General features: G+C 40.1%; 23 protein-coding genes and 1 tRNA gene. 12 read left to right on the top strand and 12 right to left on the bottom strand.

Translation table 11 applies throughout. The annotated features are described in order from the left end of the window. The first annotated feature begins 19 nt into the window (after positions 1-19). The 3 genes from bshC (at position 20) to BUA78_RS20220 (ending at position 2,219) form a co-directional block, all read left to right on the top strand. Positions 20-1,642, top strand: a complete 1,623-nt coding sequence (bshC, locus tag BUA78_RS09510; RefSeq protein ID WP_072913709.1) for a bacillithiol biosynthesis cysteine-adding enzyme BshC — start codon at positions 20-22, stop codon at positions 1,640-1,642. A gap of 67 nt (positions 1,643-1,709) precedes the next feature. Continuing rightward, positions 1,710-1,928, top strand: a complete 219-nt coding sequence (locus BUA78_RS09505; RefSeq protein WP_072913707.1) for an NEDD8-activating enzyme E1 regulatory subunit — start codon at positions 1,710-1,712, stop codon at positions 1,926-1,928. Positions 1,929-2,042: 114 nt separating this feature from the next. Beyond that, a complete protein-coding gene (locus tag BUA78_RS20220; protein WP_175548997.1) occupies positions 2,043-2,219 on the top strand; it encodes a hypothetical protein in 177 nt (58 codons plus the stop codon). Here the strand turns inward: BUA78_RS20220 and BUA78_RS09500 are convergent. Both BUA78_RS09500 and BUA78_RS20860 read right to left on the bottom strand, forming a co-directional pair. Then, positions 2,216-2,785, bottom strand: coding sequence for an LCP family protein (locus BUA78_RS09500; RefSeq protein WP_238456783.1), 570 nt, complete (start codon positions 2,783-2,785; stop codon positions 2,216-2,218). The genes BUA78_RS20220 and BUA78_RS09500 overlap by 4 nt on opposite strands. 228 nt (positions 2,786-3,013) lie before the next feature. Continuing rightward, positions 3,014-3,865: a methyl-accepting chemotaxis protein gene (locus tag BUA78_RS20860; RefSeq protein ID WP_072913703.1), complete on the bottom strand. Its 852-nt coding sequence runs from the start codon at positions 3,863-3,865 to the stop codon at positions 3,014-3,016. 366 nt (positions 3,866-4,231) lie between these two features. On the opposite strand from BUA78_RS20860, the gene BUA78_RS09490 reads away from it, so the two are divergent. From BUA78_RS09490 to BUA78_RS09480, 3 genes are all read left to right on the top strand, one after another. Then, positions 4,232-4,984: a MerR family transcriptional regulator gene (locus tag BUA78_RS09490; protein ID WP_072913700.1), complete on the top strand. Its 753-nt coding sequence runs from the start codon at positions 4,232-4,234 to the stop codon at positions 4,982-4,984. Positions 4,985-5,171: 187 nt separating this feature from the next. Continuing rightward, positions 5,172-6,803: a methyl-accepting chemotaxis protein gene (locus BUA78_RS09485; protein ID WP_072913697.1), complete on the top strand. Its 1,632-nt coding sequence runs from the start codon at positions 5,172-5,174 to the stop codon at positions 6,801-6,803. Positions 6,804-7,049: 246 nt separating this feature from the next. Continuing rightward, positions 7,050-8,420, top strand: coding sequence for a VanW family protein (locus tag BUA78_RS09480; protein WP_238456782.1), 1,371 nt, complete (start codon positions 7,050-7,052; stop codon positions 8,418-8,420). Positions 8,421-8,614: 194 nt separating this feature from the next. Here the strand turns inward: BUA78_RS09480 and BUA78_RS09475 are convergent, their stop codons facing one another. The 4 genes from BUA78_RS09475 to BUA78_RS09460 all read right to left on the bottom strand — a co-directional run bounded on the left by BUA78_RS09475 (position 8,615) and on the right by BUA78_RS09460 (position 12,027). Then, complete coding sequence (locus BUA78_RS09475; RefSeq protein WP_072913696.1) at positions 8,615-9,118, bottom strand: GNAT family N-acetyltransferase; 504 nt, start codon at positions 9,116-9,118, stop codon at positions 8,615-8,617. Positions 9,119-9,186: 68 nt separating this feature from the next. After that, positions 9,187-9,263: transfer RNA gene (locus tag BUA78_RS09470), tRNA-Pro, on the bottom strand. A 141-nt stretch (positions 9,264-9,404) separates the two neighbouring features. Next, positions 9,405-10,190 carry an exodeoxyribonuclease III gene (gene xth / locus BUA78_RS09465; RefSeq protein ID WP_072913694.1) on the bottom strand — a complete coding sequence of 262 codons (786 nt, stop codon included), beginning with the start codon at positions 10,188-10,190 and terminating at the stop codon, positions 9,405-9,407. 310 nt (positions 10,191-10,500) lie between these two features. Next, complete coding sequence (locus tag BUA78_RS09460; RefSeq protein ID WP_072913880.1) at positions 10,501-12,027, bottom strand: Ppx/GppA phosphatase family protein; 1,527 nt, start codon at positions 12,025-12,027, stop codon at positions 10,501-10,503. Between the two features lie 322 nt (positions 12,028-12,349). Here BUA78_RS09460 and BUA78_RS09455 point away from each other — a divergent pair, with 322 nt between their 5' ends. After that, positions 12,350-13,018 (top strand): phosphatase PAP2 family protein, encoded by a 669-nt coding sequence (locus BUA78_RS09455; RefSeq protein ID WP_072913877.1) that lies wholly within the window; start codon positions 12,350-12,352, stop codon positions 13,016-13,018. A 482-nt stretch (positions 13,019-13,500) separates the two neighbouring features. Next, positions 13,501-13,983, top strand: a complete 483-nt coding sequence (locus BUA78_RS09445; protein WP_072913691.1) for a hypothetical protein — start codon at positions 13,501-13,503, stop codon at positions 13,981-13,983. 62 nt (positions 13,984-14,045) lie between these two features. On the opposite strand, the gene BUA78_RS09440 is transcribed toward BUA78_RS09445, so the two are convergent. Continuing rightward, complete coding sequence (locus tag BUA78_RS09440) at positions 14,046-14,669, bottom strand: LysE family translocator (RefSeq protein ID WP_072913689.1); 624 nt, start codon at positions 14,667-14,669, stop codon at positions 14,046-14,048. 376 nt (positions 14,670-15,045) lie between these two features. Here BUA78_RS09440 and BUA78_RS09435 point away from each other — a divergent pair, with 376 nt between their 5' ends. Then, complete coding sequence (locus BUA78_RS09435) at positions 15,046-15,231, top strand: aspartyl-phosphate phosphatase Spo0E family protein (protein ID WP_139257313.1); 186 nt, start codon at positions 15,046-15,048, stop codon at positions 15,229-15,231. Positions 15,232-15,414: 183 nt separating this feature from the next. Here BUA78_RS09435 and BUA78_RS09430 read toward each other — a convergent pair whose 3' ends face one another. Together BUA78_RS09430 and BUA78_RS09425 are read right to left on the bottom strand one after the other, a co-directional pair. Next, the gene (locus BUA78_RS09430; RefSeq protein WP_072913683.1) at positions 15,415-15,738 is read right to left on the bottom strand and encodes a YnfA family protein; all 324 of its coding nucleotides are present in this window, start codon (positions 15,736-15,738) and stop codon (positions 15,415-15,417) included. 16 nt (positions 15,739-15,754) lie between these two features. After that, the gene (locus BUA78_RS09425) at positions 15,755-16,102 is read right to left on the bottom strand and encodes a YnfA family protein (protein WP_072913681.1); all 348 of its coding nucleotides are present in this window, start codon (positions 16,100-16,102) and stop codon (positions 15,755-15,757) included. Positions 16,103-16,324: 222 nt separating this feature from the next. Between BUA78_RS09425 and BUA78_RS09420 the strand changes: the two genes are divergently transcribed. Continuing rightward, positions 16,325-16,828, top strand: a complete 504-nt coding sequence (locus BUA78_RS09420) for an outer membrane protein assembly factor BamD (protein WP_072913679.1) — start codon at positions 16,325-16,327, stop codon at positions 16,826-16,828. 119 nt (positions 16,829-16,947) lie between these two features. Further along, a complete protein-coding gene (locus BUA78_RS09415) occupies positions 16,948-17,952 on the top strand; it encodes a PstS family phosphate ABC transporter substrate-binding protein (protein WP_072913875.1) in 1,005 nt (334 codons plus the stop codon). A gap of 41 nt (positions 17,953-17,993) precedes the next feature. On the opposite strand, the gene BUA78_RS09410 is transcribed toward BUA78_RS09415, so the two are convergent. Beyond that, on the bottom strand, positions 17,994-18,494 hold the full coding sequence (locus BUA78_RS09410) for a DUF2269 family protein (protein ID WP_072913673.1): 501 nt from the start codon (positions 18,492-18,494) through the stop codon (positions 17,994-17,996). 469 nt (positions 18,495-18,963) lie between these two features. Here BUA78_RS09410 and BUA78_RS09405 point away from each other — a divergent pair, with 469 nt between their 5' ends. Further along, a complete protein-coding gene (locus BUA78_RS09405) occupies positions 18,964-19,422 on the top strand; it encodes a hypothetical protein (protein ID WP_072913661.1) in 459 nt (152 codons plus the stop codon). 73 nt (positions 19,423-19,495) lie between these two features. On the opposite strand, the gene lepB is transcribed toward BUA78_RS09405, so the two are convergent. Both lepB and BUA78_RS09395 read right to left on the bottom strand, forming a co-directional pair. Beyond that, positions 19,496-20,023 carry a signal peptidase I gene (gene lepB, locus BUA78_RS09400; RefSeq protein ID WP_072913656.1) on the bottom strand — a complete coding sequence of 176 codons (528 nt, stop codon included), beginning with the start codon at positions 20,021-20,023 and terminating at the stop codon, positions 19,496-19,498. A gap of 82 nt (positions 20,024-20,105) precedes the next feature. Then, positions 20,106-20,462, bottom strand: a complete 357-nt coding sequence (locus BUA78_RS09395) for a DUF5362 family protein (RefSeq protein ID WP_084082365.1) — start codon at positions 20,460-20,462, stop codon at positions 20,106-20,108. Positions 20,463-20,557: the final 95 nt, after the last annotated feature.

The raw sequence follows: 20,557 nt of genomic DNA, 5'->3' as shown, positions 1-20,557 counted from the left end.
CAAGCTTGGAGGAGTTTTTTTGCGTATTGCAACCTTGGCACCTAATTACCCTCAACCATTGGCGAATGCCTATCTCAATGATTTTTCGAGGGTAAGCCGTTTTTTTACCTATCATCCTCAACAGCAAAAGGATTTTGAGGAGCGTTTTCATTATTTGCTAGAGCAAAGATGTGCCATTGCACCATCCTTGGCAGCTCATCTGCAAGAATTTAATCGGCAACTAGGCTGTGGCCATAAGACCTTGGAAAATATTGAGCTTTTAGCATCCGGCGGTGCAGTGGCGGTAGTAACCGGCCAACAGGCAGGTATCCTGACCGGTCCCTTATACACCGTTTATAAGGCTATGGGGACAATCCGTTTGGCTACGGAGCTTTCCCAGCGGCACAAGCGTCCCGTAGTGCCGGTTTTTTGGATTGGCTCAGACGATCATGACTTTGCAGAAATCAACCATATTTTTGTCCCCACCGCTAAGGGGCCGCAAAAAATTGGGGTTCAGGACAAACCGGAAGGTCGGTACTCTGTCGGCCACTTGCCGGTACCAAAGGATATTACAAGTTTCTTTGAACAATTGGCGGCATTAACACCTCCCATGGGATGGCAACAGGAAGGACTTTCTTTACTAAAGGAAACTGCCATGGCATCGGAAAACTTGGCTGAGTGGTTTGGTCGCTTAATGACCTTTTTATTTAAGGCATGGGGCTTGGTCTTGATAAATCCTGTGGAGCCGCAGGTGCGAAAATTATCAGGACAAATTTTTAAACAGGCTGTGGAGACAGCCCCCAAAACTGCCGAGCTATTGGACGTAGCCAGTGCAGAGGTGAAGGGGGCTGGTTTTGCTCCCCAGATACAGGGAGAAAAGGATAAGCTGCACTTGTTTTATTATCGTAATCAACAAAGGACTACACTGTATCAAAGACAGGGGGTTATCACAGATCGTCAGGGGAGTATTATCGGGGATAAAGAACAACTTGTTGAACTGGCTAGGACCAGCCCGGAATCCTTTAGCCCAGATGTGGTACTGCGACCGCTGGTGCAAGAAATATTGTTGCCGGTGTTAGTCTATGTGGCAGGGCCCGGAGAGATAAGTTATTATGCCATGTTAGGGCGGATTTTTACATTATTTAACCTGCGTATGCCGATTATTTATCCACGGCCAAACATTACCCTGGTGGAGCCTCTGGTGCAAAAGCTAATAGAGAGATATCAAGTGCCGTTAGAGCTAGTTACTACGGGTGTGGCGGATTATGCGGAGAGTTATCTAAAAGAAATGGACGGGGTTGGGGTAGAAAGTATATTTAAGAACTTTCGGCAGATGGTAAGTCAAAATCACAACATTGTTGTGAATGAAGTCACAAAAATAGATCCCGAGTTATCGGCTTTGGGTAAGGAGCATTTAAAACGGCTGCTCAAGCTGGTGGATTCCTTTGAAGATAAAGTGCAGCAGCGTCACCGTAAGAAGCATCAAACAGCTTTGGGACAATTTCAGAAGCTGAATCAGATGCTGCATCCCCAGGGTGAGTGGCAGGAGAGAATGTACAATATTTTTCCCTACCTCTTGAAATACGGGCCATCCCTGGTGCCAGCTATGATGGAGAAGATAGACCCCTTTGATTGGAGAAAAAAAGTACTATTTTTTGATTGAGAAAGTATTCACATTATGGCGGCAATCGACTAAAATAAAACAAAGGGAAAAAAGGAGGTGAACAGGGATGAAGTACCAAATCAACCTGATAGAAGCCATCAAGAGATTCCGTGAAATAAATTTATCAGTATCTCCAGTACCAGGTACCAGTAAATATTGTATTGCTTTTCCGGAAGGGCACTCCACCCTGTTAAATGAAAAGATGCTCCTGGAAATGGCCTGTAATTTAAGAAGCGATCAAGCAGCAAAGGAGATTTATGAGCGTCTGCAAGCCTCCGCTAGGTAAGATCAATTGAATAAGCCAATAAAAATCTTCACCAAGGCATAACCAGGTGAAGATTTTTTGATTTTGAGATATAATGTAAATCTGAAAGCGCAATGAAAAAGTAAGGGGTATGTTATGCTTGCAGTGAGTTTTTTCTTTGTTGTATCCGGCGTTAGTTTACTATTGATAGGTATTCTAGGTTTATTTCTGAAACAACTACAGGCGGTTAAAACGGATCGGAAGAAATGGTTACTTTTATCGGGTGGCGGTTTTATGAGTCTTTTACTAGGAATGTTAATAGCCATGACCTAAGCACTTAATTCACTCATGATGTTTTTCCAGGTGATTGGTTCCACATAACGGTAGCGGTAGCCATCGCGATAATAGTCTTTGCCTCGTAAGGCCTTTTTGGTTAAGATCGTGGGTCCCTCATGGCTAATAGCCCGGTAGATACCGAGCATTAGATCGGGGCGGATGTCTGTATTCACTTCGGAAGTAAATATCCATAACAACCGGGGTATTTTTTTAATTCCTGATGGAGAAACAATCGTAGCGGCCATGGTTCGCAAGATATCTTGGTCATTTTTACGTTTCTCCAACCGAGTGTCTTCAAAGGCCTGTAAGATGGTGATCTGAGTTCCTTCAAGCTCAATAGCACCTATCAAATTACTGGCCCTTTCTATGACGGGTTGGTCAAAAGAAATATGGCCATCAATCCTGGTTCGTAAGGCACTTTCCAAGCGTTTGGTTAAGCCGGTTCTTCCTTCCCTGTTCCAGACAAGTTCCACGGTTGCCTGCTGTGGGCCGACTCCTTCCAAATGGGCAAAAATAGGCACACTTAAAATACCAATTTTCCCTGTAGCAGAATCAATACTCATAATCGTGACTGCCTTTAGATTGTCTCTGTCTGTCCAAATACACAAAATATTGGTTTTGTTCTGCTCTAAGTTTGCCGTTTCCCCAGGGAGAGGGAAGAGCAACAGGAGCAATAGAAAAAGTGCTAGGGTGAGAGTATTAGATACCTTTTTCATAAAAGGTAGTATATCTAATCATACAGGTTTTATCCAAAAAAGCACCTTGATGTCAGTTCAAGGTGCTCCATGTATCTAATTGCCGAAATTTGCCAACTTTCCTGCAAACTCCTTCATTTCATCAGCCATCTGGCCGAGTTGGTTAACGGCTGTACCGACCTGTTCTGTGGTATTGGTTTGCATTTGGGCAATGCTGGAGGTCTCTTCAACCCCTTCAATAATAGTTTTCATGGATTCTTCAATATTAGCAAGAATAGTGCTGATCTTTTTAGCTGAAACAACACTGTCCTCTGCTAATTTGCGTACTTCATTGGCTACTACACCAAAACCGCGCCCATGATTTCCTGCTCGTGCTGCTTCAATGGCAGCGTTAAGCCCTAATAGTTTAGTCTGATCAGCTACTTTTTTAATAAATTCAATGACTTCATCGGTATCTTTAATATGCTTCTCTGCCCCGCTTACAGCAGAATTTAATTTTTCACAATGACTACCCAGCACCTGGGTGACTGCATCAATAGCAGCAGGGACACTCTGTACAGTTACATTCAATTCTTCGGCCATGGTTGCCAATTGCTGGGCCTGGACTCTTAATTCCTGAGCAGTTTCTTCCTGCCCCCGGGCTACAGTATACATTAATTTGGACACAATGGCATCTGCCAGATGGGTATGCTCTTGCTTATGCTCCATTAAAGCTTGGTTAACAGTGGCGTTTCCTGTAACATCTAAGACCACATCTAAGTTAGGAACCTGCAGGAGTTTTTTAAAATCAAGAAAGATAGGAATGCCAGATTCCTTAGCGGCGATTAAAGCAGGTGCATTCTCATTAATATCTGCAATACCGATTAAGGATATATCAGCAAGTGAAGACATTAGACGCAGCATAGCTAAGCCACCCCGACCTCCACCTACAATACCAACTGTGATCATTTTTTGACAACCTCCCCTAAGATCTCCTTCGGATATCTTTCGCAGTTATTCTCCATCATGCCCTAATTATCCTACCAGAGTTTTCGAAAAAGTTTGTCATTTTTTTAAAGAGGCTAGTTATATATCTGATACAAAAAAGAAATTCCGGGTTAGGGTTTCTGAACCCCGGATTTGTTTACTTTTAGAGAAATTAACCCGCTAATCGATTATTTCAAAATCAAAAAATGAATCCATGGTAACCCTAGTAATCATGAGATTGTCTGAAAGTATTGATTATGAATTTTCTTCAGGTAAGCAAAGAAAGCTTAGCTAGGGTTGACTCTACCCTAACAGGAGCCCTTAGAATCATAAAAGAGGTGAAGTTAAGTGCTTTATACGGTGAAGGAGATTTCTGAATTAGCAAAGGTGACAGTAAAAACCATGCATCATTATCACAGGATAGGTCTCTTGTTACCATGTTGTGTTAGTGATGCGGGATACCGTTTGTATGGAGAAAAAGAGCTGGAACGTTTACAACAAATCTTATTTTATCGTGAGCTAGACTTTCCCTTGAAAGAAATAAAAAAATTATTAGATGGAGAGCCGGAACGATTATCAATCTTGGCCTGTCAGAAACAACTCCTATTTTCTCGTATGCAAAGGCTGGAGCGTTTAGTTCAGACAATTGATGAATCAATCCGGTGCACCGCGGAAGGAGTAATGATGGACAAAAAGGCAATGTTTAACGGATTCGGAACTGAACAAGAATGGAAGGAAGCTTTGTCTGAGCAGACCCAGTACTTGAAAGCGAAGTATAACTATGACTTAATTGAAGAGAACCCAATTGATGTGGCATCAATGAATCAATCCGCACAGGATGCCATGCATTTTATGGTAAGAATGGCTAATGCATTAAGGGAGGGAGTAAGGTTTGACGATCAGAAGGTACAGAATCTTATTGAGCGTCACATTCATTCCTTAAATAAGCAAGGACATGTTACCACTGCGGCAAGTTTTGCGGCACAGGCAAAATTCTTTTTGCATGATGAATTTCATCGCAATATGCTTGAAGCCCAACAGACGGGTCTTTCGTATTATCTTTATGTGGCAGCGGAAGACTTAGCAACGAAGAAGGTCTAGAATTAATGTAAAGAGTCGTGAATTGACCGCTGTTATGGTAACGGCGGTCTTTTTACAATGTAAATGACCAATGAATTAAACAGTTATTAGGTTTATAATGTGATAGAAAAATTAGACAATTATATTGTGAAATCTTGTTTCAAGGACTATAATAATAAAAATTACCAATTATCTGGGGGGCTACGATATGTTGCTAAAAAACAAAGCCAATAGGATGTTTTTAATTCGCTATAAGCTGTTGCTTGGCTTTGGTATTATATTACTTTTAACCATGGCTGGGGGTTTGGGCATTCTCTCTATGCTGGAGCGAGTTAATACATCTTATAACCAGTTAATTGAATCTGAAGTTAAGATAATGAACCAAACACAAGCCACTTTAATTAAATTTGAGCAGGCAGCCTTGGATTTAAGAGGATATATGTTAACCGGCGATCCCAATTACATACTTCGCTATCAAGAAGAAATGCAGAGCGTACAGGGAGTTATTAATGAGCTGAACCAGAGCATTACGGTTCCCGAAGGTAAAAATTACGTAAACACTTTGGTAAAAGCATTCCAAGCTTTTCAAGTTTATGCAGATCAGGCTGTAGCGTTAAAACAACAGACCATTCAGATGTCAGATAAGCTGTCCGGTTATCAGCAAATAGAAGATTTTTTAAACAGGGGTAAAGGAAGTATAGAAGGAGTAGTGCAGGCAGGTAATGCCATTGTATTCTTCATGGATGATCAGCTTGCCAAAGGAAAACAAAGAAACAATATCATTTTTCTGGAAATCCAAAAATATGTTGTGATCGGCATTATTTCTTTGCTTTTAGTTAGTTTGTTAGCAGCCATTATCATCATCAAGAGTATTAGCCAACCCATTAAAGATCTTACCAAACAAGTGAGCCGGGTTGCTGAGGGAGATTTATCTAGCGAGAAGGTATGGGTTAAGAGTACAGATGAATTTATGGTGCTAGCCAAAGCTTTTAATAAGATGACAGAATTCCTCAGAGGAATTCTGCTGGAATTAAAAGATAAATCCAATCTGGTAGCATCCAATGCCCAGCAACTAGCGTCCACCATTCAACAAGCTTCTTCCATTGCTGCGACATCAGCGGTAGCTATGCAGCAAATAGCCAGTACCATTCAGCAAGTAACGGGAAATACGCGAAACGTTTCAAGGATGGCTGAAACAACTAGCCAGCAAGCGAAAGAGGGGCAGGCAGCCATAGACAACATCCACTATCAAATGAATCAAATTACTGCCTCAACGAAGGAAGTCGGACAAGCTATAGGAAAATTAAACAGCACTTCCCAACAAGTATTTCAAATTGTTGATTTAATTACAGAAATAGCGGAACAGACCAATCTATTGGCTCTGAATGCCGCTATTGAAGCAGCTCGTGCTGGTGATCACGGAAAGGGGTTTGCCGTAGTCGCTGAGGAGGTTGGAAAACTAGCGGAAAGATCAGCAACTGCTGCGGGAGAAATAAAAGTGTTGATTGCCACGGTACAGGAAGAGTCTACCCGTGCAGTAGGGGCAGCGGGTGCTGGTGAAAAAGAAGTAGCAAGTGGCAGCCAAGTAGCCTTGCAGGTAGGATCTGTGCTGCATTCCATTATTCAATCGGTGGAAGTTGTTGAAAGCCAAATTCGTGAAGTGGCAGCGGCTTCGGATCAAATGTCTGGAGGATTATCTAATGTTGTAGATACCATTCAAGAGCAGAACTCTATTATGGAAGAAATCGCCTCTATGGCCGAGGGTTTTTCAACGATGGCGGCTGAACTTGAACAGATGTCCACAACCTTCCGGCTAAGTGAAGAACCTACTATTCAGTAGAGTAGAAAATAGTAAAAACAAATAGCAAAAGAGGGACAAGAATAATTTCTGTCCCTCTTTTGCTATTTGTCTTTGCTTTATTGCTTTCCGAATGTCCTAATTACCCCTTACCATTATTTAAAGATGCACCAATTACTTTCGAAAATTTATATTGTCGATTTTAAAAAGGGTATGCAACCTTTTGTATTTTTCTGCGTCTTAAGAGATGAACTAACTAATCTATCAAAAATGAAAGAAGGTTTTAACGTGCCAAGGTTTGTGAGGGTGAAGATTTCCCCCTGGCTATTTTTCTTTGGTATCATGATTTTATTAACGGGTGTACTATCGTATGGCTTAGTTTTCAAAATGCAGCCTGCGGAGGCCACCAAAGTGCCCGCTGGAGTATTTGTTCAGGGGGTAGATTTATCTAATCTGGAAAAGGAGCAGGCACGGCAAAGGATAAAGGAAATTGAACAGGATCTACTCAATAAAAAAGTATCTTTCACCTATCAGGGGCAAACTTGGTCTAAGCCTTTAAAGGAGTTAGGTTTTGTAATAAATGTAGAAGATATGGTTAACCAGGCTATGGAAAATAGTGATTCCCTGGTGTGGCGCATTAAAACTTATCTTCAACCAGTGGAGAAAAACATTAATTTGTCCATTACCATAGACAAGTCCCAAATAACATCGATGCTGACTCCTATTGCACAAGCGATTGAACGCCCTGCCATTGATGCTAAGTTTTTTGTCGATGATCACGGTCAGATAGTGATACTTCCTGATCAAACCGGGCTTATAGTAAATAGTAAACAAATCGAAACAGACTTAATGCAGATGGATTTAAGTCAACCGGAGTTGCAAATACCCCTATCAATAAATGAAATTAAGGCAACCAAAACCCTGGCAGATATCGAGAGTATGGGGATCAATGGCAAGCTAGGGGAGTTTACTACCTCTTTTGATGAAAAAAATAGTAACCGTACCACGAATATCAGAATTGCTGCCGGCAAGATCAACGGGACTATTCTCTCACCGGGTCAGGAATTCTCCTTTAATAAAATAGTGGGAGAACGAAGTCAGCAGGCCGGTTACCTTCCGGCGGCGGTTGTTGTGGCCAACAAATTCGAGGAGGGTTTGGGAGGTGGAATTTGTCAGGTATCCACGACCCTTTACAATTCCATTTTGCTGGCAAATCTGAGTCCGGTAGAACGACATAACCATTCCTTAGCCATAAGTTATGTTCCCTTGGGGCGTGATGCTGCGGTGGCCTGGGATCAGTTGGATTTTAAATTTAAAAATCCCCTTCCCTGTCATGTTTACTTAAGAACTGTGGTGGCTAAGAATCACATAACTGTTCAGGTTTACGGTGATGCAGCCTTGAAAAAGAATATCACCATCCGCAGTTGGGTAACTGAAACTATCGAAGCGGATCATGTCTTAAAAGAGATTGACCCTACATTGCAACCCGGTGAAGAGGTTGTGGTGTCTCCAGCCTATACGGGATTTCGGGCGAAGGCAGAAAGAATTATTAAGGAGAACGGTGCAGTTGCCAGTAAGGAACCCCTGTCAGACAGTTATTATCGGCCAGGACCTAAAGTCATCAAAGTAGGTCCAGAAGCAGGTGAACTTAGGCTCTAGAAGGGGGCGGGAGTCAGCCCGGCCTAATCGTGGCCAGGTAAATTGAGTTGCACAACATAAGAAAAAAATCAAGGCTTTCGCGAAATCGAAAGCCTTGATTTTACTGGAGTAATCGTGTAAAAAAGATTTTTATCCTCGGTCGGGATAGCTGTTAATGGATCTAACAAATTAGAATTTGTAAATATCCCGATTTTTCATAGTTCAATTTCAAAGCCATATTCCTGCAAAACAAAATCCTCAATTCTTTCTTCATAGATTCCATCAACCTGCTTAAATCCATTTTTTAAATATAAATTTATGGCTGGTTTATTTATGTCTACAACAAATAGCCGCAAATATTTAGCATTTTTCTGTTTGGCCAGTTCCATGGCATTTTTAAGCATTAACCCGCCTATTCCTTGCCTTAAATACTTCACATTAACCCCAAAACGGTCTAGATATAATGCCTTTTCTTTTGTGTTTTTCCATTTTAGATAATCTTCGCCGTTATTTGATTCGCATAAAACAAATGCGGCTACTATGTCGTCATCCTTAGTTACTATATAAAGTCTTTTATTTTTAATATCATCTTGGAAAAATTCGCAAGGATAAATTTCATCCCAAATCTGTATGTTGTTTTTATTCATATTGTCGATTATTTTTTTATACATCTTTTTAAGTTGATGTAAATCGTTTTTCTTAGCTAATCTTAAATTCATATTCATTCACCTTCAAATCTGTATAAAAAAAGACATCGCTTTCCTTTGACGGAAAACCATGTCTTTACTGGTCGGAGCGACAGGAGTTGAACCTGCGACCTCTACCACCCCAAGGTAGCGCTCTCCCAAACTGAGCTACGCCCCGAACTGTAACTGTCTGTCGTTAGAGCGACTTGCCCCTGTCGACAAATGTTATTATAGCTAATGGGTATGCAAAAGTCAACATCAATCTCAACTTATTTTTATACTTGTTGATGTTTGTATCAACTCCCCGATAAGCCATCTCCTACTCTGGTAAGGCAAACTCTGCCAATATAAAAGTATGATCGGAGGGTTTCGGTTGGTATCTTGGCTCTATATCAATCCACGACTTGATGGAGCATTTTGCTAAAGGCTCGGTGGCCCAGATGTGATCAATGCGCCAGCCAAGGTTTCTCTCCAAAACCTTGGGTATGCGGTAATCCCAAAAGGTAAACTGTTTCCCCTCTGGTTGATGTAGGCGAAAGACATCTTGAAAACCCCAGTCCTTAACATACTGTAACGCCTGGTGTTCAGCGGGATGAAACCCCACTTTGCCGAGCATCTTTTCTGGGTGATGCACATCGATGGGTTCCGGGGCTACATTAAAATCACCCATCCAAAGCACCAGTTGATCGGGAGCGAAATTGCTATCAAAGTAGTCTCGAAGGGCTTTAATCCAGTTTATTTTATATTGAAACCGCTCACTATCCGGAGACTGCCCCTGAGGTATATAGGTGTTTATTACATTTACGCCTTTGACGGATGCGGCAATTAATCTGGCCTCACCTGTTTCTGCCACATCACCCAGGTTACTGTCTATGGGTGTCACTTCGTGGGGAGAAAAGATAGCAACCCCGTTATAGGACTTTTGCCCTTTAAATAATGCTTGATAACCAGCCTCTTTAAAATCTGCCATTGGAAAATCCTCATCCTTAACTTTGGTCTCCTGGAGGCAAATAACGTCCAGTTGATTCTGTTCTAACCACCTCAGCAGCATTTCTTTACGACTGCGGATAGAATTGATATTAAAACTGGCAGCTCGAAAAATCATGCATATCATTCCTCACTTGTTGTTCCGCTTGTATCTTTATTATTTCTTTCCCCAATACAAAATCCCTTCCAAATACACCTCATAAAAAAATTGCGGCATGTTACCGCAATGGAAATAAAACAAGTTTAAGACAACAGGCGAGGATTAGAAATACACCAAGAACCAGCCACATGTAGAGGCTTTCACTCCTCTCGATTCACAACTGCTTGGGAACAACTTCTCTTCTCTATCACTATCTTATTCAGACCATGGTTCTTATATTTCTCCTATGGCTATATTTTCTGTGGTGGTATTTTACATTATACCTGTTTTATGGGGTATCTTTTTTAGGAAACTTAAATTTCGTACCAAATACCTTATTAAAGTTGGTTACTTTCTTATAAAGTTCACGTATTTCTAAATCGGCATTTTCCACAGAGACACAATCAATTTGCACTTCTTTTTCTTTGATTGTACAAACTACATCCTGCACAACCCCGGCTTCAGTTCGATCTAAATTTTCCGCCATGCGGAGCAAAACACCCAGACAACGAACTAAGTTACCATCCTGTGGAAACAGCACATCCGAATGCTGCTGTAGTTTAAACTTAAGATCAATTTTCCCATGACAGGCAGCAATAAGGGCTACCAGTACCAATTCTCTGTGGGATAACCCATTTAGCCGGGAATTGAGCAGTACATACATCGTATGCTTGTGGTGATTATAGTAACTGACCACATTCCCTACATCATGCAATAGGGCAGCGACTCGCAAAATTTTTCGTTCCCATAGGCCATAGCCATGAAGCGTCCTTAGTTGATCGAACAGTGACAGCGAGAGCTTAGCTACATGCTCGACGTGATGTCGCCGTACCTGATGCAAATCCATAAAATTTTGCACGCTATGCTCGGTTACATTATCAACAATGGGTTCGGGCCACTCCCGGAACAAGTGCTCGTAAAAAACACCCTCACGCAGACCGGCACCACTGATGCGAATACCCGGGGCTCCGATAAAATCTACTAAGGAGACTGCCGCTGCAAAGCCACCGATAATAATATCTGCCCGTTCTTTAGACAATCCCGGCGTAGCTTTTCTTTCGTCAATGGTAGTGTCATGTAGGTTATGATAGATTTCTTTGGCCCGCTCTTTATGAATACGGTAATTGTGTAAAACATTTAAACTGTAGCGAGTTCGTTTTCGGTCGACGCGGCCTAAATTTCTGATGGTACCACCTACACCGATAATCTCCAGTCCCTTTGCCGATTCCAACCAAGGAACGGTGGCATACTGACTTTTGATATATTTCTCCATTCTCCTAAGTTCATCGGGCTGTGGCAAAGGTGATAAAAGAAATTCCTCGGTCAGATTCACTGCCCCAAAAGGAAGGCTGGTCCAATGAATGAATTTCCTGTCGCGGCAAAGAATCAACTCGGTACTGCCACCACCGATATCAACGATTAAAGCATCGCTAAAATCCATGCTGTTCACTACACCTATATAGTCGTAATATGCCTCTTCTTCATTGTCCAGGATTCTAAAGGAAACACCTGTTTCCCGCATAATCGTTTCCAAAACTTCCACGCCATTAGCAGCTGTGCGAACCGCAGCCGTACCGACACCATAAACATTATCGGCTTTATTGGCCCGGCAAAACTTCTGAAAAAGTTTAATTGTTTGAACTGCCCGTTCCACAGCAGGAAGTTTAATGACCCGTTCAGGCCCCATATTTTCCCCAATTCTGGCGGTCTCTTTTATTTCATCCAACAATTTATAGGAGCCATTAGCTTCAATTCGCATCATAATCAATCTGATCGAATTAGAGCCTAGGTCAATAATCCCTATATTTTTTGACATACGTTCCTCCATTTTGGCTGTTTTCATTTTTATCCACTATTTTATCAGAATTAATGAGTAGATACTAGAAAGGAAGCTTACCTTATACAGCACAGTATAAAAATGAAGGCAAAAACGTTCTATACTCAGGAAGAATTATTGCCCAGCATGTAAATATTCTGAAGTTTTTTGGGGGGTGCGTAATTATTTTGGTGGATAAAGTAGCTCTATTATAATTTTCTAATCCTAGTTTAAGAATTTTTTAAGAAATATCTAGAGTTTTTATTAAGAATCATCCTTTATAGTAAAACACGTACAGAATATAGAAGGATGAGGAATGAATATGAACAAGATAAAGGATACTGTAAAGCATTTAAGCTTTATGCTATCTATCCCCGCCCTCAATGTGTTTTATCTGTTGCTAAATAATCCGGATCGTGGGGTGCACAGCCTGGTTACGGATATTGACCGAAGTTTACCTTTTCTAAGTATCTTTATTTTACCTTACAGTAGTTGGTACATTTTCATCTTTGCCACATTGGTTTACCTATGTTTTAGAGATCGAAAGACCTATTATAATGCCTTGGCCAGTGTAAATATTAGTCTAATCATCTGTTATCTCATTTATTTTTTTTATCAAACCACGGTACCTCGTCCAGTACTGGCGGGGAATGATTTTTTCACGCAAATGGTCACTTGGGTGTACAAAAACGACCAACCGTTTAACTGTTTTCCAAGTATTCATTGCTTACTCAGTTACTTAATGGTGGTCGCCATCAATACCAGTAAAATAAAGAATAGGAAAAACATTTTTATCATTGGTAGCATAGCGGTACTGATCATACTCTCTACACTTTTTGTAAAACAGCATGTATTGTTAGATGCACTGGCAGCAATGCTCTTAGGTGATATTATTTATAAAGTCGTTTACAACTTTAACCAGGGGAAAGTTTTACAGTGGATAAAAAGACCCTCCTTATTGTGGACAACGAAAAGGAAATACGAAATTTGATAGAGATTTGCCTAAAAACAAGGTAACAATACTAATAAACCGCCCAGATGAAAGGGCGGTATTTTTATGCGAGTTGCCACAGGGGTATTGTGACAGTAAGATGGTCTTTGGGCGTTTGAGGAGAGGGACGACAGGAAGTCGAATTTTATAACAAGGAAAAATTGTATTTAGGAAGAACATAGTACCAGAATACATTCTTGTATTTAAAATATTTATAAATAGCATGAGGAGGTGGCGTGTGAATATTTCAAGTGGCTCCTTACTATTAAAAATGATGCCCAACCTATTCTTAATAATAGTACTGATAGTCGTAGTGGCAACAGTTGTCTTCAAGTGGCTTTGGAATACGACAATTCCACAGATTTTCGGACTGAAGGAGATTACCTATTGGCAGAGTTTACGATTGCTTCTTATTGCTTGGCTTTTATTCGGTCATTTTGGCAATTGATAAGGAAGGAATAGAGTTTTAAGGGAGGGGTTAGGTGTTCTGTCCAAACTGCAAAGCGGAATACAGAGAGGGCTTCAAAGAATGCTCAGTCTGCCAAGTGGCCCTAGTTTCTGAGTTACCGCAGGAACCGGCGCTGCAAAATACATATGGAATAGAAACAAGGCCACACCCAAGCGAATACCTTAATGATTTGGCTGAATGGAACCAAAATCAATATAACCCCGGTTACTGGGTCGGTGGGAATATACCTCCACATGTTAAACTGCTGAATAAGGCAGGCAGTAAAGTAATTGGGATCACGGCATTGATAGGGGCGGTAATTATTTTGGGAGTTATAGTAAATTCTTTAATGAATGCTGACTATAAAAATCCGGAAGGTTTACTTTTAGTTATTCCTGCTACTTTGGTCGGTGGGTTTTTCGTATGTATTCTGACGTGGTCGGGAATTCAGAGAGTAAAGGAATCACGGGAAGGTAAGAGATATAATTCTAAAATGGCAGGCAGGCGTAACTCCTAGCGCTTCAATAAAAAAACCCTTTCAGTTTTTGAAAGGATTTTTTTATTGAGGTAAAAGGTTGCTTATTTTTGACTAAATGCAATTTGTACTCCAATAAACCCAAGGAGTGAGCCTTTTATTATGTTTACTCTTTTTGCTATAGCGGGTTTACGTAATAATACATATCGTATTTTGTCTGAAAACGTACTGACTATTATAAAAATAACGAGTGCTTGAACCATAAAAATTATTCCCAAAATAAGCATTTGTACCGATACGGGACTGCCTGTCGAAACTACAAATTGAGGCAATAAAGCTAAAAAGAATAATGATACTTTGGGATTTAAAATATTCATCAAAATTCCTTTTTTATATAATGATTTATAATTTAGAGATTGCTGGCTACTATCTATTAAAAAGGAATCCTTTTCCTTAAAAGACTGCCATGCTAAAAATAACAGGTAAGCCGCTCCAATATATTTTACTATCGAAAAAGCTAATGAAGATTGATAAACCATTGCCGAAATACCAAGGGTTGCTGCGGTTATATGTACCATTAATCCTGTACAAAGCCCTAATGAAGTTGCTATGCCTGCCTTTTTATTTTGCGAAATACTTTGGGCAATAACAAATAAAATATCTGGACCAGGCATCAAAGTAAGAAATATTGCCACGCCTAAAAAGGATAACACTAACATAAAATCCATTCCTCAAACCCCCTATTACTCCAATTAATTTACAATTTAGAACTATTGTAAATCAATTTCCACCACACGAAAAGTAAAAAAGGCTATTTTATTCTATTTTACTAACGGTAAAAAATTCTGGTACATTCTCCAGGAGTGAAGTTCCAGAGTATGTGAGTTTTGGGTAATGGGAGGTCAAGGAAAATGGAGTCGAGAGTTGTTGGCAGGTATGTCCTAATGATTTTTCATTAAGTTAATCTGGAACTTTACATAAAGTTCTTGAAAATTCTTATGCAAATGATGTCGGAATTTATGTGAAGGATATTTATAGTCTGTGACGAATTTCCAAGATTTGTGGGCCTGTATGCCTAAAAATCTAAGGAAAGAAGTGTTTTGGTTGTCTGATGTTGAAAGATTATTAAAAAAGATTGAGCTTCTTCGGCATGAACTAAGGAATATAGCAAGAAATAAACGTTTTGCGGACCCTGAAGTTATAGCTGCAAGTGAGCGACTAGATAAAGTACTGGTTCAATATTATAAATTTAGGGATATGAGGTTTGTTCGTAAAATTGGTGTGGGATAGTATCGAAATTTGTGTGAAGGTTTAGTCTCCCTAGTGTCGATGTTTGAGGGGAGTAAGTGAAAAGTAGAAAATTATTATGGACAGTATAGGAGTAATGGCTGAATTGGTAAAGTTCGTGAGTTTAACTTCTGTTGTTCCAGATAAAAAGCCATGCCTTCTATCAAGGGTGAGGCATGGCTCTTATTACCTGGGTGTCCATATTATTATTGCTGCTCCTACTAGTGCAATAAAGGATCCTAGCCAGTCATAGAAATCGGGCTTCTTCTTGTCCACACCCCAACCCCAGAGCAATGACAAGATGATGAAGATTCCACCATAGGCTGCATATACTCTGCCAAAATTCGGATACTCCTGTAAGGTAGGAATAACCCCATATAAAACAAGGATTATTCCGCCCGCTATGCCGAGGAAGATATGTTTTTTCTCACGTATCCAAAGCCATATTAAATATCCGCCACCGATCTCAGCTAATCCAGCCAGAACGAATAAAAGTAAGGATTTTATCATTGAGGCACCTTCTTTTTCATTCTTTTAATTCAATATTTTTTCTAGGAGCCCATAAAACTATCGTAGTACCTATAAGAACAATGAAAGTGCCAAGCCAATCAAAAATATCTGGCTTTATTCCGTCTATCCACCAGCCCCAAATAATAGACATGACCACAAAGACGCCTCCATAAGCAGCGTAGATGCGACCAAAGCTGGGAAACTGCTGAAAGCATGGAATTATTCCATAGAGAACCAAAACAACTCCACCGAATAGCCCCCACCCAACACTAACATCATTACGAAGCCAAATCCATATAAAATACCCACCCGCTATTTCTGCCAGTCCCGCCAGAAGGAACAGAACAGTAGACCTCAAAACCATAAAACCCAGCACCTTTCAAGATTTATACAAATCATTATAACACAAATGATAATCACTCTCACTAAAACTACAATTATGTTAATGCAACTTTATTTGTTCTTATTCAGCATTCTAGTTTTAGTGTCTTGTAAAGTTATACAGCAAATAAAGGTCCGATAGCAGAAACGAAATACATTAGTCAGCGTCTAGATAATTATAGAAGTGATTAGGAGGGATAGGGGGATGAAGAAGACTCTCTTAGCATTTATAGCAGCAGTAGCTATTTTTTCAGTGATTGGTTGTAGTTCACAGGAAAATGTACCTAATGATAAGAACGTTGAAGAAAGACAAAGAATGGATTTATATATATCAGTTATGAAAGAAGCTTTTCAGGAGGAAAATGGTGGCAATGGCTTTGTTGCAGTAAAGTTAAATACCTTAATAGGGCTAAGTGATCAGGCTCAAGAGGAAGTATTGAAGGAGCTTACCACTTTATCTCCAAATATATATAGCTTTGAAGAAACTCAAAATGATAAGACCAAATTTGAATTAAACGCAGATGGAAGATTGAACAGGTCAATAGATGGAACATTGTTGTGGGTAGAAGTAGAGGAATATAGTGAAGGTAAGGCGATTATTACAGGAGTGTCCTGGTTTGGTAGTTTAGGAGCAGTTTTTCCAAAATACGAAGCTACTTTTGAAAATGGGACATGGAAGCTAAAACTGATTAGTATGGCTGTGTCTTAATAGGCTTAGAGTCGAGGTGTTACCATATCTTTCTTTATTCAGAAAGGCATGGTAAAATTATCAATTATTAGAATTATCTGAAAGAAGGAATTGATTAGGCAAGGAAGTTGAGGATGCATATGAAGAGAATCATTAGTCTGTTATTGGTAAGTTTGATGCTGCTGGCACTTTGTGCCTGTTCCGACAACGGTGCCGCCAAAACGCAGCTGCCAACACACCCCACTCTTACAACCCAACCTGCCCCGCAAGGCAATGATGCTATCACAATGACGGTCGCTGCCGATGCACTTGGCATTACCGCTAAGAATTATCCAAGAATCGACGGATCCACTTCAACTCTCTCCATCGTACAAGCTGTATACCGGGCTATGTACGGCGAGAACGCGACCGGGTATCCCACACGGGCTTCAAAAACCGTACCCTCTTACCGTCTTTTGATTAACGGGGAGGTAGATATGATCCTCGTGCCCTACGCCTCTGCCGAGGTGCTCAAGGAGGCGGAGAACGCGGGCGTGGAACTTGAATTTCACAAGATTGCCGCCGAGGGGTTAATATTTATTACCTCCGTCGAAAATTCAACGAAGTCCATAACCTTGGAGCAGATCAGAAAAATATATCTCAGCTATGGAATTACCAACTGGAGCGAACTGGGAGGGCCGGACAGGGAGCTCATTCCTATATGCCGAAACTCCGACAGCGGAAGCCAGTCTCAAATGGACAATTTGATTCTAAACAATAAGGAAATGCACCCAGGCATTCAGAATAACTATGTAGAGCTGACTATGGAGGGAATGCTGGAACAGGTTGCATTTTACCATAATGGTGGCCTGTCAGGGAGACCGACCAACAGTTATGCATTGGGCTACACCCTCTATACCTACCTACAGCAGATGAATGAAATAACCGGTATCGGTGAGCACCTGAAAATTCTCTCGTTTGATGGGGTACTACCCACGGCGGAAAACATTGCGGACAGCTATTATCCACTGGCCAACAGCTATTACGCAGTCATTCGCTCCGATCTTTCGGAGGATCACAGCGCTCGGGCGGTTATCACATGGCTTCAGGGTGAGGATGGCACAAAGACCATAGAAAATCTTGGATTGATTTCCTGCACTAAATGAGCATCTTTGGCATGATGAATTGTAACGTACCAATTTTTTCTCTATCTTTTCTTTTTACCCCAAGGCTTAAACACCGAAATAAAAACTGCCAAAATAAGGATCAAAGCCTGCAAGGTACCAAAGTAAATGTTCATTTTAGCATAGTGCAGATAGGTCACATTTTGCAGTGATAATAGTCGCTCAACTTTAGAGATAGCTTCCATCCCATTGACCCAAGGGCCAAGGAAGAAAGTTCCGAACAAAATAGCTGCTATATTGATGATATATTTAACAACAATCCAGTTAAATTTAAAAAATCCCCAATTGGTTAACCATGAAAACAAAATCCCTGTGATTAAACAACCAATTGCTGAAGGTATAATAATAAAATCATCAAGTAACTTTATTGATATGTTTACTGCCCAAAGTTCATCTCCATTGGAAATATGTCCTCTAACAAAAGCAAGAAGCATCATAGATACAGCTGCACCGATCCACAGACAGGCAAAAAAGATATGGAATCCTTTTAGCCATGCTTTGCCAGTTAGACTTATTGTTTTCATTTGCCCACGTCCTTTAAAAATTAATAGTTAGATTGAAAAACGTTATGTATTTTTGTTAATATAGCCGCCGGGCAATTAGATATACAGTGCCACCTACTATTAAAAACAATAGTAATGCTAATTCTAACGGAAGCATATTTGTATACCTCCCCATGAAGGATTAATTTAACATAGTTGTTTTGACAACTATGTTGGTAAAAAATTTTAGGTCTAGATTCTGTGTAGAGTTGGTTAAGAACATCCTTTACCAACCAATTTGATTTTTACAAACCTTGTCTTTCCTAGGTTAATGTTGGATACTTAAAGTATATTGCCGAGACAATTATATAATTAATAAAATATAGATGCAATCTAATAATTTAAATTTTTAGTTAAAAACTCTTCTCACAGTTTTCTCTGAAACTAGTTTACATAACGCTCCTAATATTGAAAGCATGATAAAAAACCTGTAAGGGGGTAGGTTAGATATATGAAAATTATTAATAACCAAAATATCCTCACCAATAAGCAAATAGAAAGCATTATTAAGCTATTGGGTAAGGATTATACACCCCAGAGGATCTTTGTCTACGAAACAAGGTTTGATCTAATTAAATACTATCCGCAAAGCTTTAATTTTTCCCTGGAGGAGTTTCGAGGTGAACTTGAGGGCAGTTATGATCCGGCAGCAGATATTGTTTATTTATGTATTTTTTCACAGACCGATGATGGCGATGATCTGCACAGTAAGCAGTTATATTCATTACATGCTCTGGCCCATGAGTTAAGGCATCGGTATCAATATGTTAACAACCGGCTGTTTCATGATGATGCAAAATCGGAAAAAGATGCAGATACGTTTGCCACAAATTTTATTAATAGAAACTCCAGTAAGATTAGCAAAATTATGGGATGGCAAGAAGAGTGGACAGTTGAGGAAGAAGATTAACCTTCAGAAAAGCTGTAGTATAAAAGATAAAGAAAAAACCAAGGGCATGACAGGATTTGCCCTTGGTTTTATTTTACTCACTTAGGAGAACTCCCACATCCTTAAAAGGATAATAGAGGAACACAGCTTTACCGATGATGTTTTCGATGGGCAAGGTGCCCCAGAAGCGACTGTCGTAGCTGTTATTACGATTATCTCCCATGACAAAAACCTTATCTTCGGGAATGGTAATAGCTGCGAAATCAGTGTTGGGTTTTTCTGCAATATAGGACTCGCTGAGTTCTTGGTCGTTAATATAAACAACACCGTCTTTAACAGCAATTTTTTCGCCGGGCAGCCCAATAACTCGTTTAATCAAGTCTTCCTCTTTTTGGGCAGAGGGAGGGGCTTTGAACACTACAATATCTCCCCGGTGAAGTCCACTCAATTTAAAATAGGCTTTATCAATAATTAAATGATCTCCTATCTTTAAGGTAGGAAGCATGGACTCACTGGGAATCCAGCGGGCTTCTGCAATATAGGTTCGTACGACTAAAGATAATACAACAGCGATTACAAGGATGCCAACCCATTCTCGGAGGAATCTCTTCAACTCTGACATTGGTAGTTTCTCCATTCGTTAATTAATTGATGCTCTTTTTATTATAGGAACTTTTCCCCGAGAAATCAAATTAGTATATTATTTAAAAAGGAATCTGGCTAAACAAGGTAAGGCCAGCCAAGAATCCACCTAATATTCCCAATACAGAAAAAACTAAGGTAATAATTAGTAAAACACCTTGAATCATAAAATAAGAGTTTAAGCTCATTAGGACCATATTAATTTTACTTTCGTTTTCCTCCATTGATAGCATTTCGTCAGCATACTTTTTGGCATTTCGTAATTTGACACCCAGAACAATCATAATAATGCCTGGAATAGCTCCTACGATAAAGGCAAATAAACCACAGATGGCTGAAAAGGCCCCAAAAATAATGTTGAGAATTCCCACCAAGCCGGCCCATTTACTTAATTGTTGTAAGTACTCCCTGTTAACCAAAAAACCACTCCTTTCACTTTTTATCATGTCTATTCAGCAAACACTCCGTTTAAACCTCCGAATTTAATATTTCCTTCCGATATTTGGCAAAAGAG

The sequence above is a fragment of the Desulforamulus aeronauticus DSM 10349 genome (assembly GCF_900142375.1).
GTDB classification, from domain to species: Bacteria; Bacillota; Desulfotomaculia; order Desulfotomaculales; family Desulfotomaculaceae; genus Desulfotomaculum; species Desulfotomaculum aeronauticum.
Note: the sequence above shows the minus strand (reverse complement) of the source record. Positions and strands in the feature narration are given on the sequence as shown.

What these genes read in the sequence shown, in the direction of transcription:
- BUA78_RS09475 (WP_072913696.1), bottom strand. Translation starts at nt 9,118, where the DNA reads ATGAATTTAAGATTAGCTAAGAAAAACGATTTACATCAACTTAAAAAG.
- BUA78_RS09455 (WP_072913877.1), top strand. Translation starts at nt 12,350, where the DNA reads ATGAACAAGATAAAGGATACTGTAAAGCATTTAAGCTTTATGCTATCT.
- BUA78_RS09420 (WP_072913679.1), top strand. Translation starts at nt 16,325, where the DNA reads ATGAAGAAGACTCTCTTAGCATTTATAGCAGCAGTAGCTATTTTTTCA.
- BUA78_RS09415 (WP_072913875.1), top strand. Translation starts at nt 16,948, where the DNA reads ATGAAGAGAATCATTAGTCTGTTATTGGTAAGTTTGATGCTGCTGGCA.
- BUA78_RS09505 (WP_072913707.1), top strand. Translation starts at nt 1,710, where the DNA reads ATGAAGTACCAAATCAACCTGATAGAAGCCATCAAGAGATTCCGTGAA.
- BUA78_RS09405 (WP_072913661.1), top strand. Translation starts at nt 18,964, where the DNA reads ATGAAAATTATTAATAACCAAAATATCCTCACCAATAAGCAAATAGAA.
- BUA78_RS20860 (WP_072913703.1), bottom strand. Translation starts at nt 3,865, where the DNA reads ATGATCACAGTTGGTATTGTAGGTGGAGGTCGGGGTGGCTTAGCTATG.
- BUA78_RS09500 (WP_238456783.1), bottom strand. Translation starts at nt 2,785, where the DNA reads ATGAGTATTGATTCTGCTACAGGGAAAATTGGTATTTTAAGTGTGCCT.
- BUA78_RS09410 (WP_072913673.1), bottom strand. Translation starts at nt 18,494, where the DNA reads ATGAAAACAATAAGTCTAACTGGCAAAGCATGGCTAAAAGGATTCCAT.
- BUA78_RS09460 (WP_072913880.1), bottom strand. Translation starts at nt 12,027, where the DNA reads ATGTCAAAAAATATAGGGATTATTGACCTAGGCTCTAATTCGATCAGA.
- lepB (WP_072913656.1), bottom strand. Translation starts at nt 20,023, where the DNA reads ATGTCAGAGTTGAAGAGATTCCTCCGAGAATGGGTTGGCATCCTTGTA.
- BUA78_RS09440 (WP_072913689.1), bottom strand. Translation starts at nt 14,669, where the DNA reads ATGGATTTTATGTTAGTGTTATCCTTTTTAGGCGTGGCAATATTTCTT.
- BUA78_RS09485 (WP_072913697.1), top strand. Translation starts at nt 5,172, where the DNA reads ATGTTGCTAAAAAACAAAGCCAATAGGATGTTTTTAATTCGCTATAAG.
- BUA78_RS09425 (WP_072913681.1), bottom strand. Translation starts at nt 16,102, where the DNA reads ATGGTTTTGAGGTCTACTGTTCTGTTCCTTCTGGCGGGACTGGCAGAA.
- BUA78_RS09430 (WP_072913683.1), bottom strand. Translation starts at nt 15,738, where the DNA reads ATGATAAAATCCTTACTTTTATTCGTTCTGGCTGGATTAGCTGAGATC.
- xth (WP_072913694.1), bottom strand. Translation starts at nt 10,190, where the DNA reads ATGATTTTTCGAGCTGCCAGTTTTAATATCAATTCTATCCGCAGTCGT.
- BUA78_RS20220 (WP_175548997.1), top strand. Translation starts at nt 2,043, where the DNA reads ATGCTTGCAGTGAGTTTTTTCTTTGTTGTATCCGGCGTTAGTTTACTA.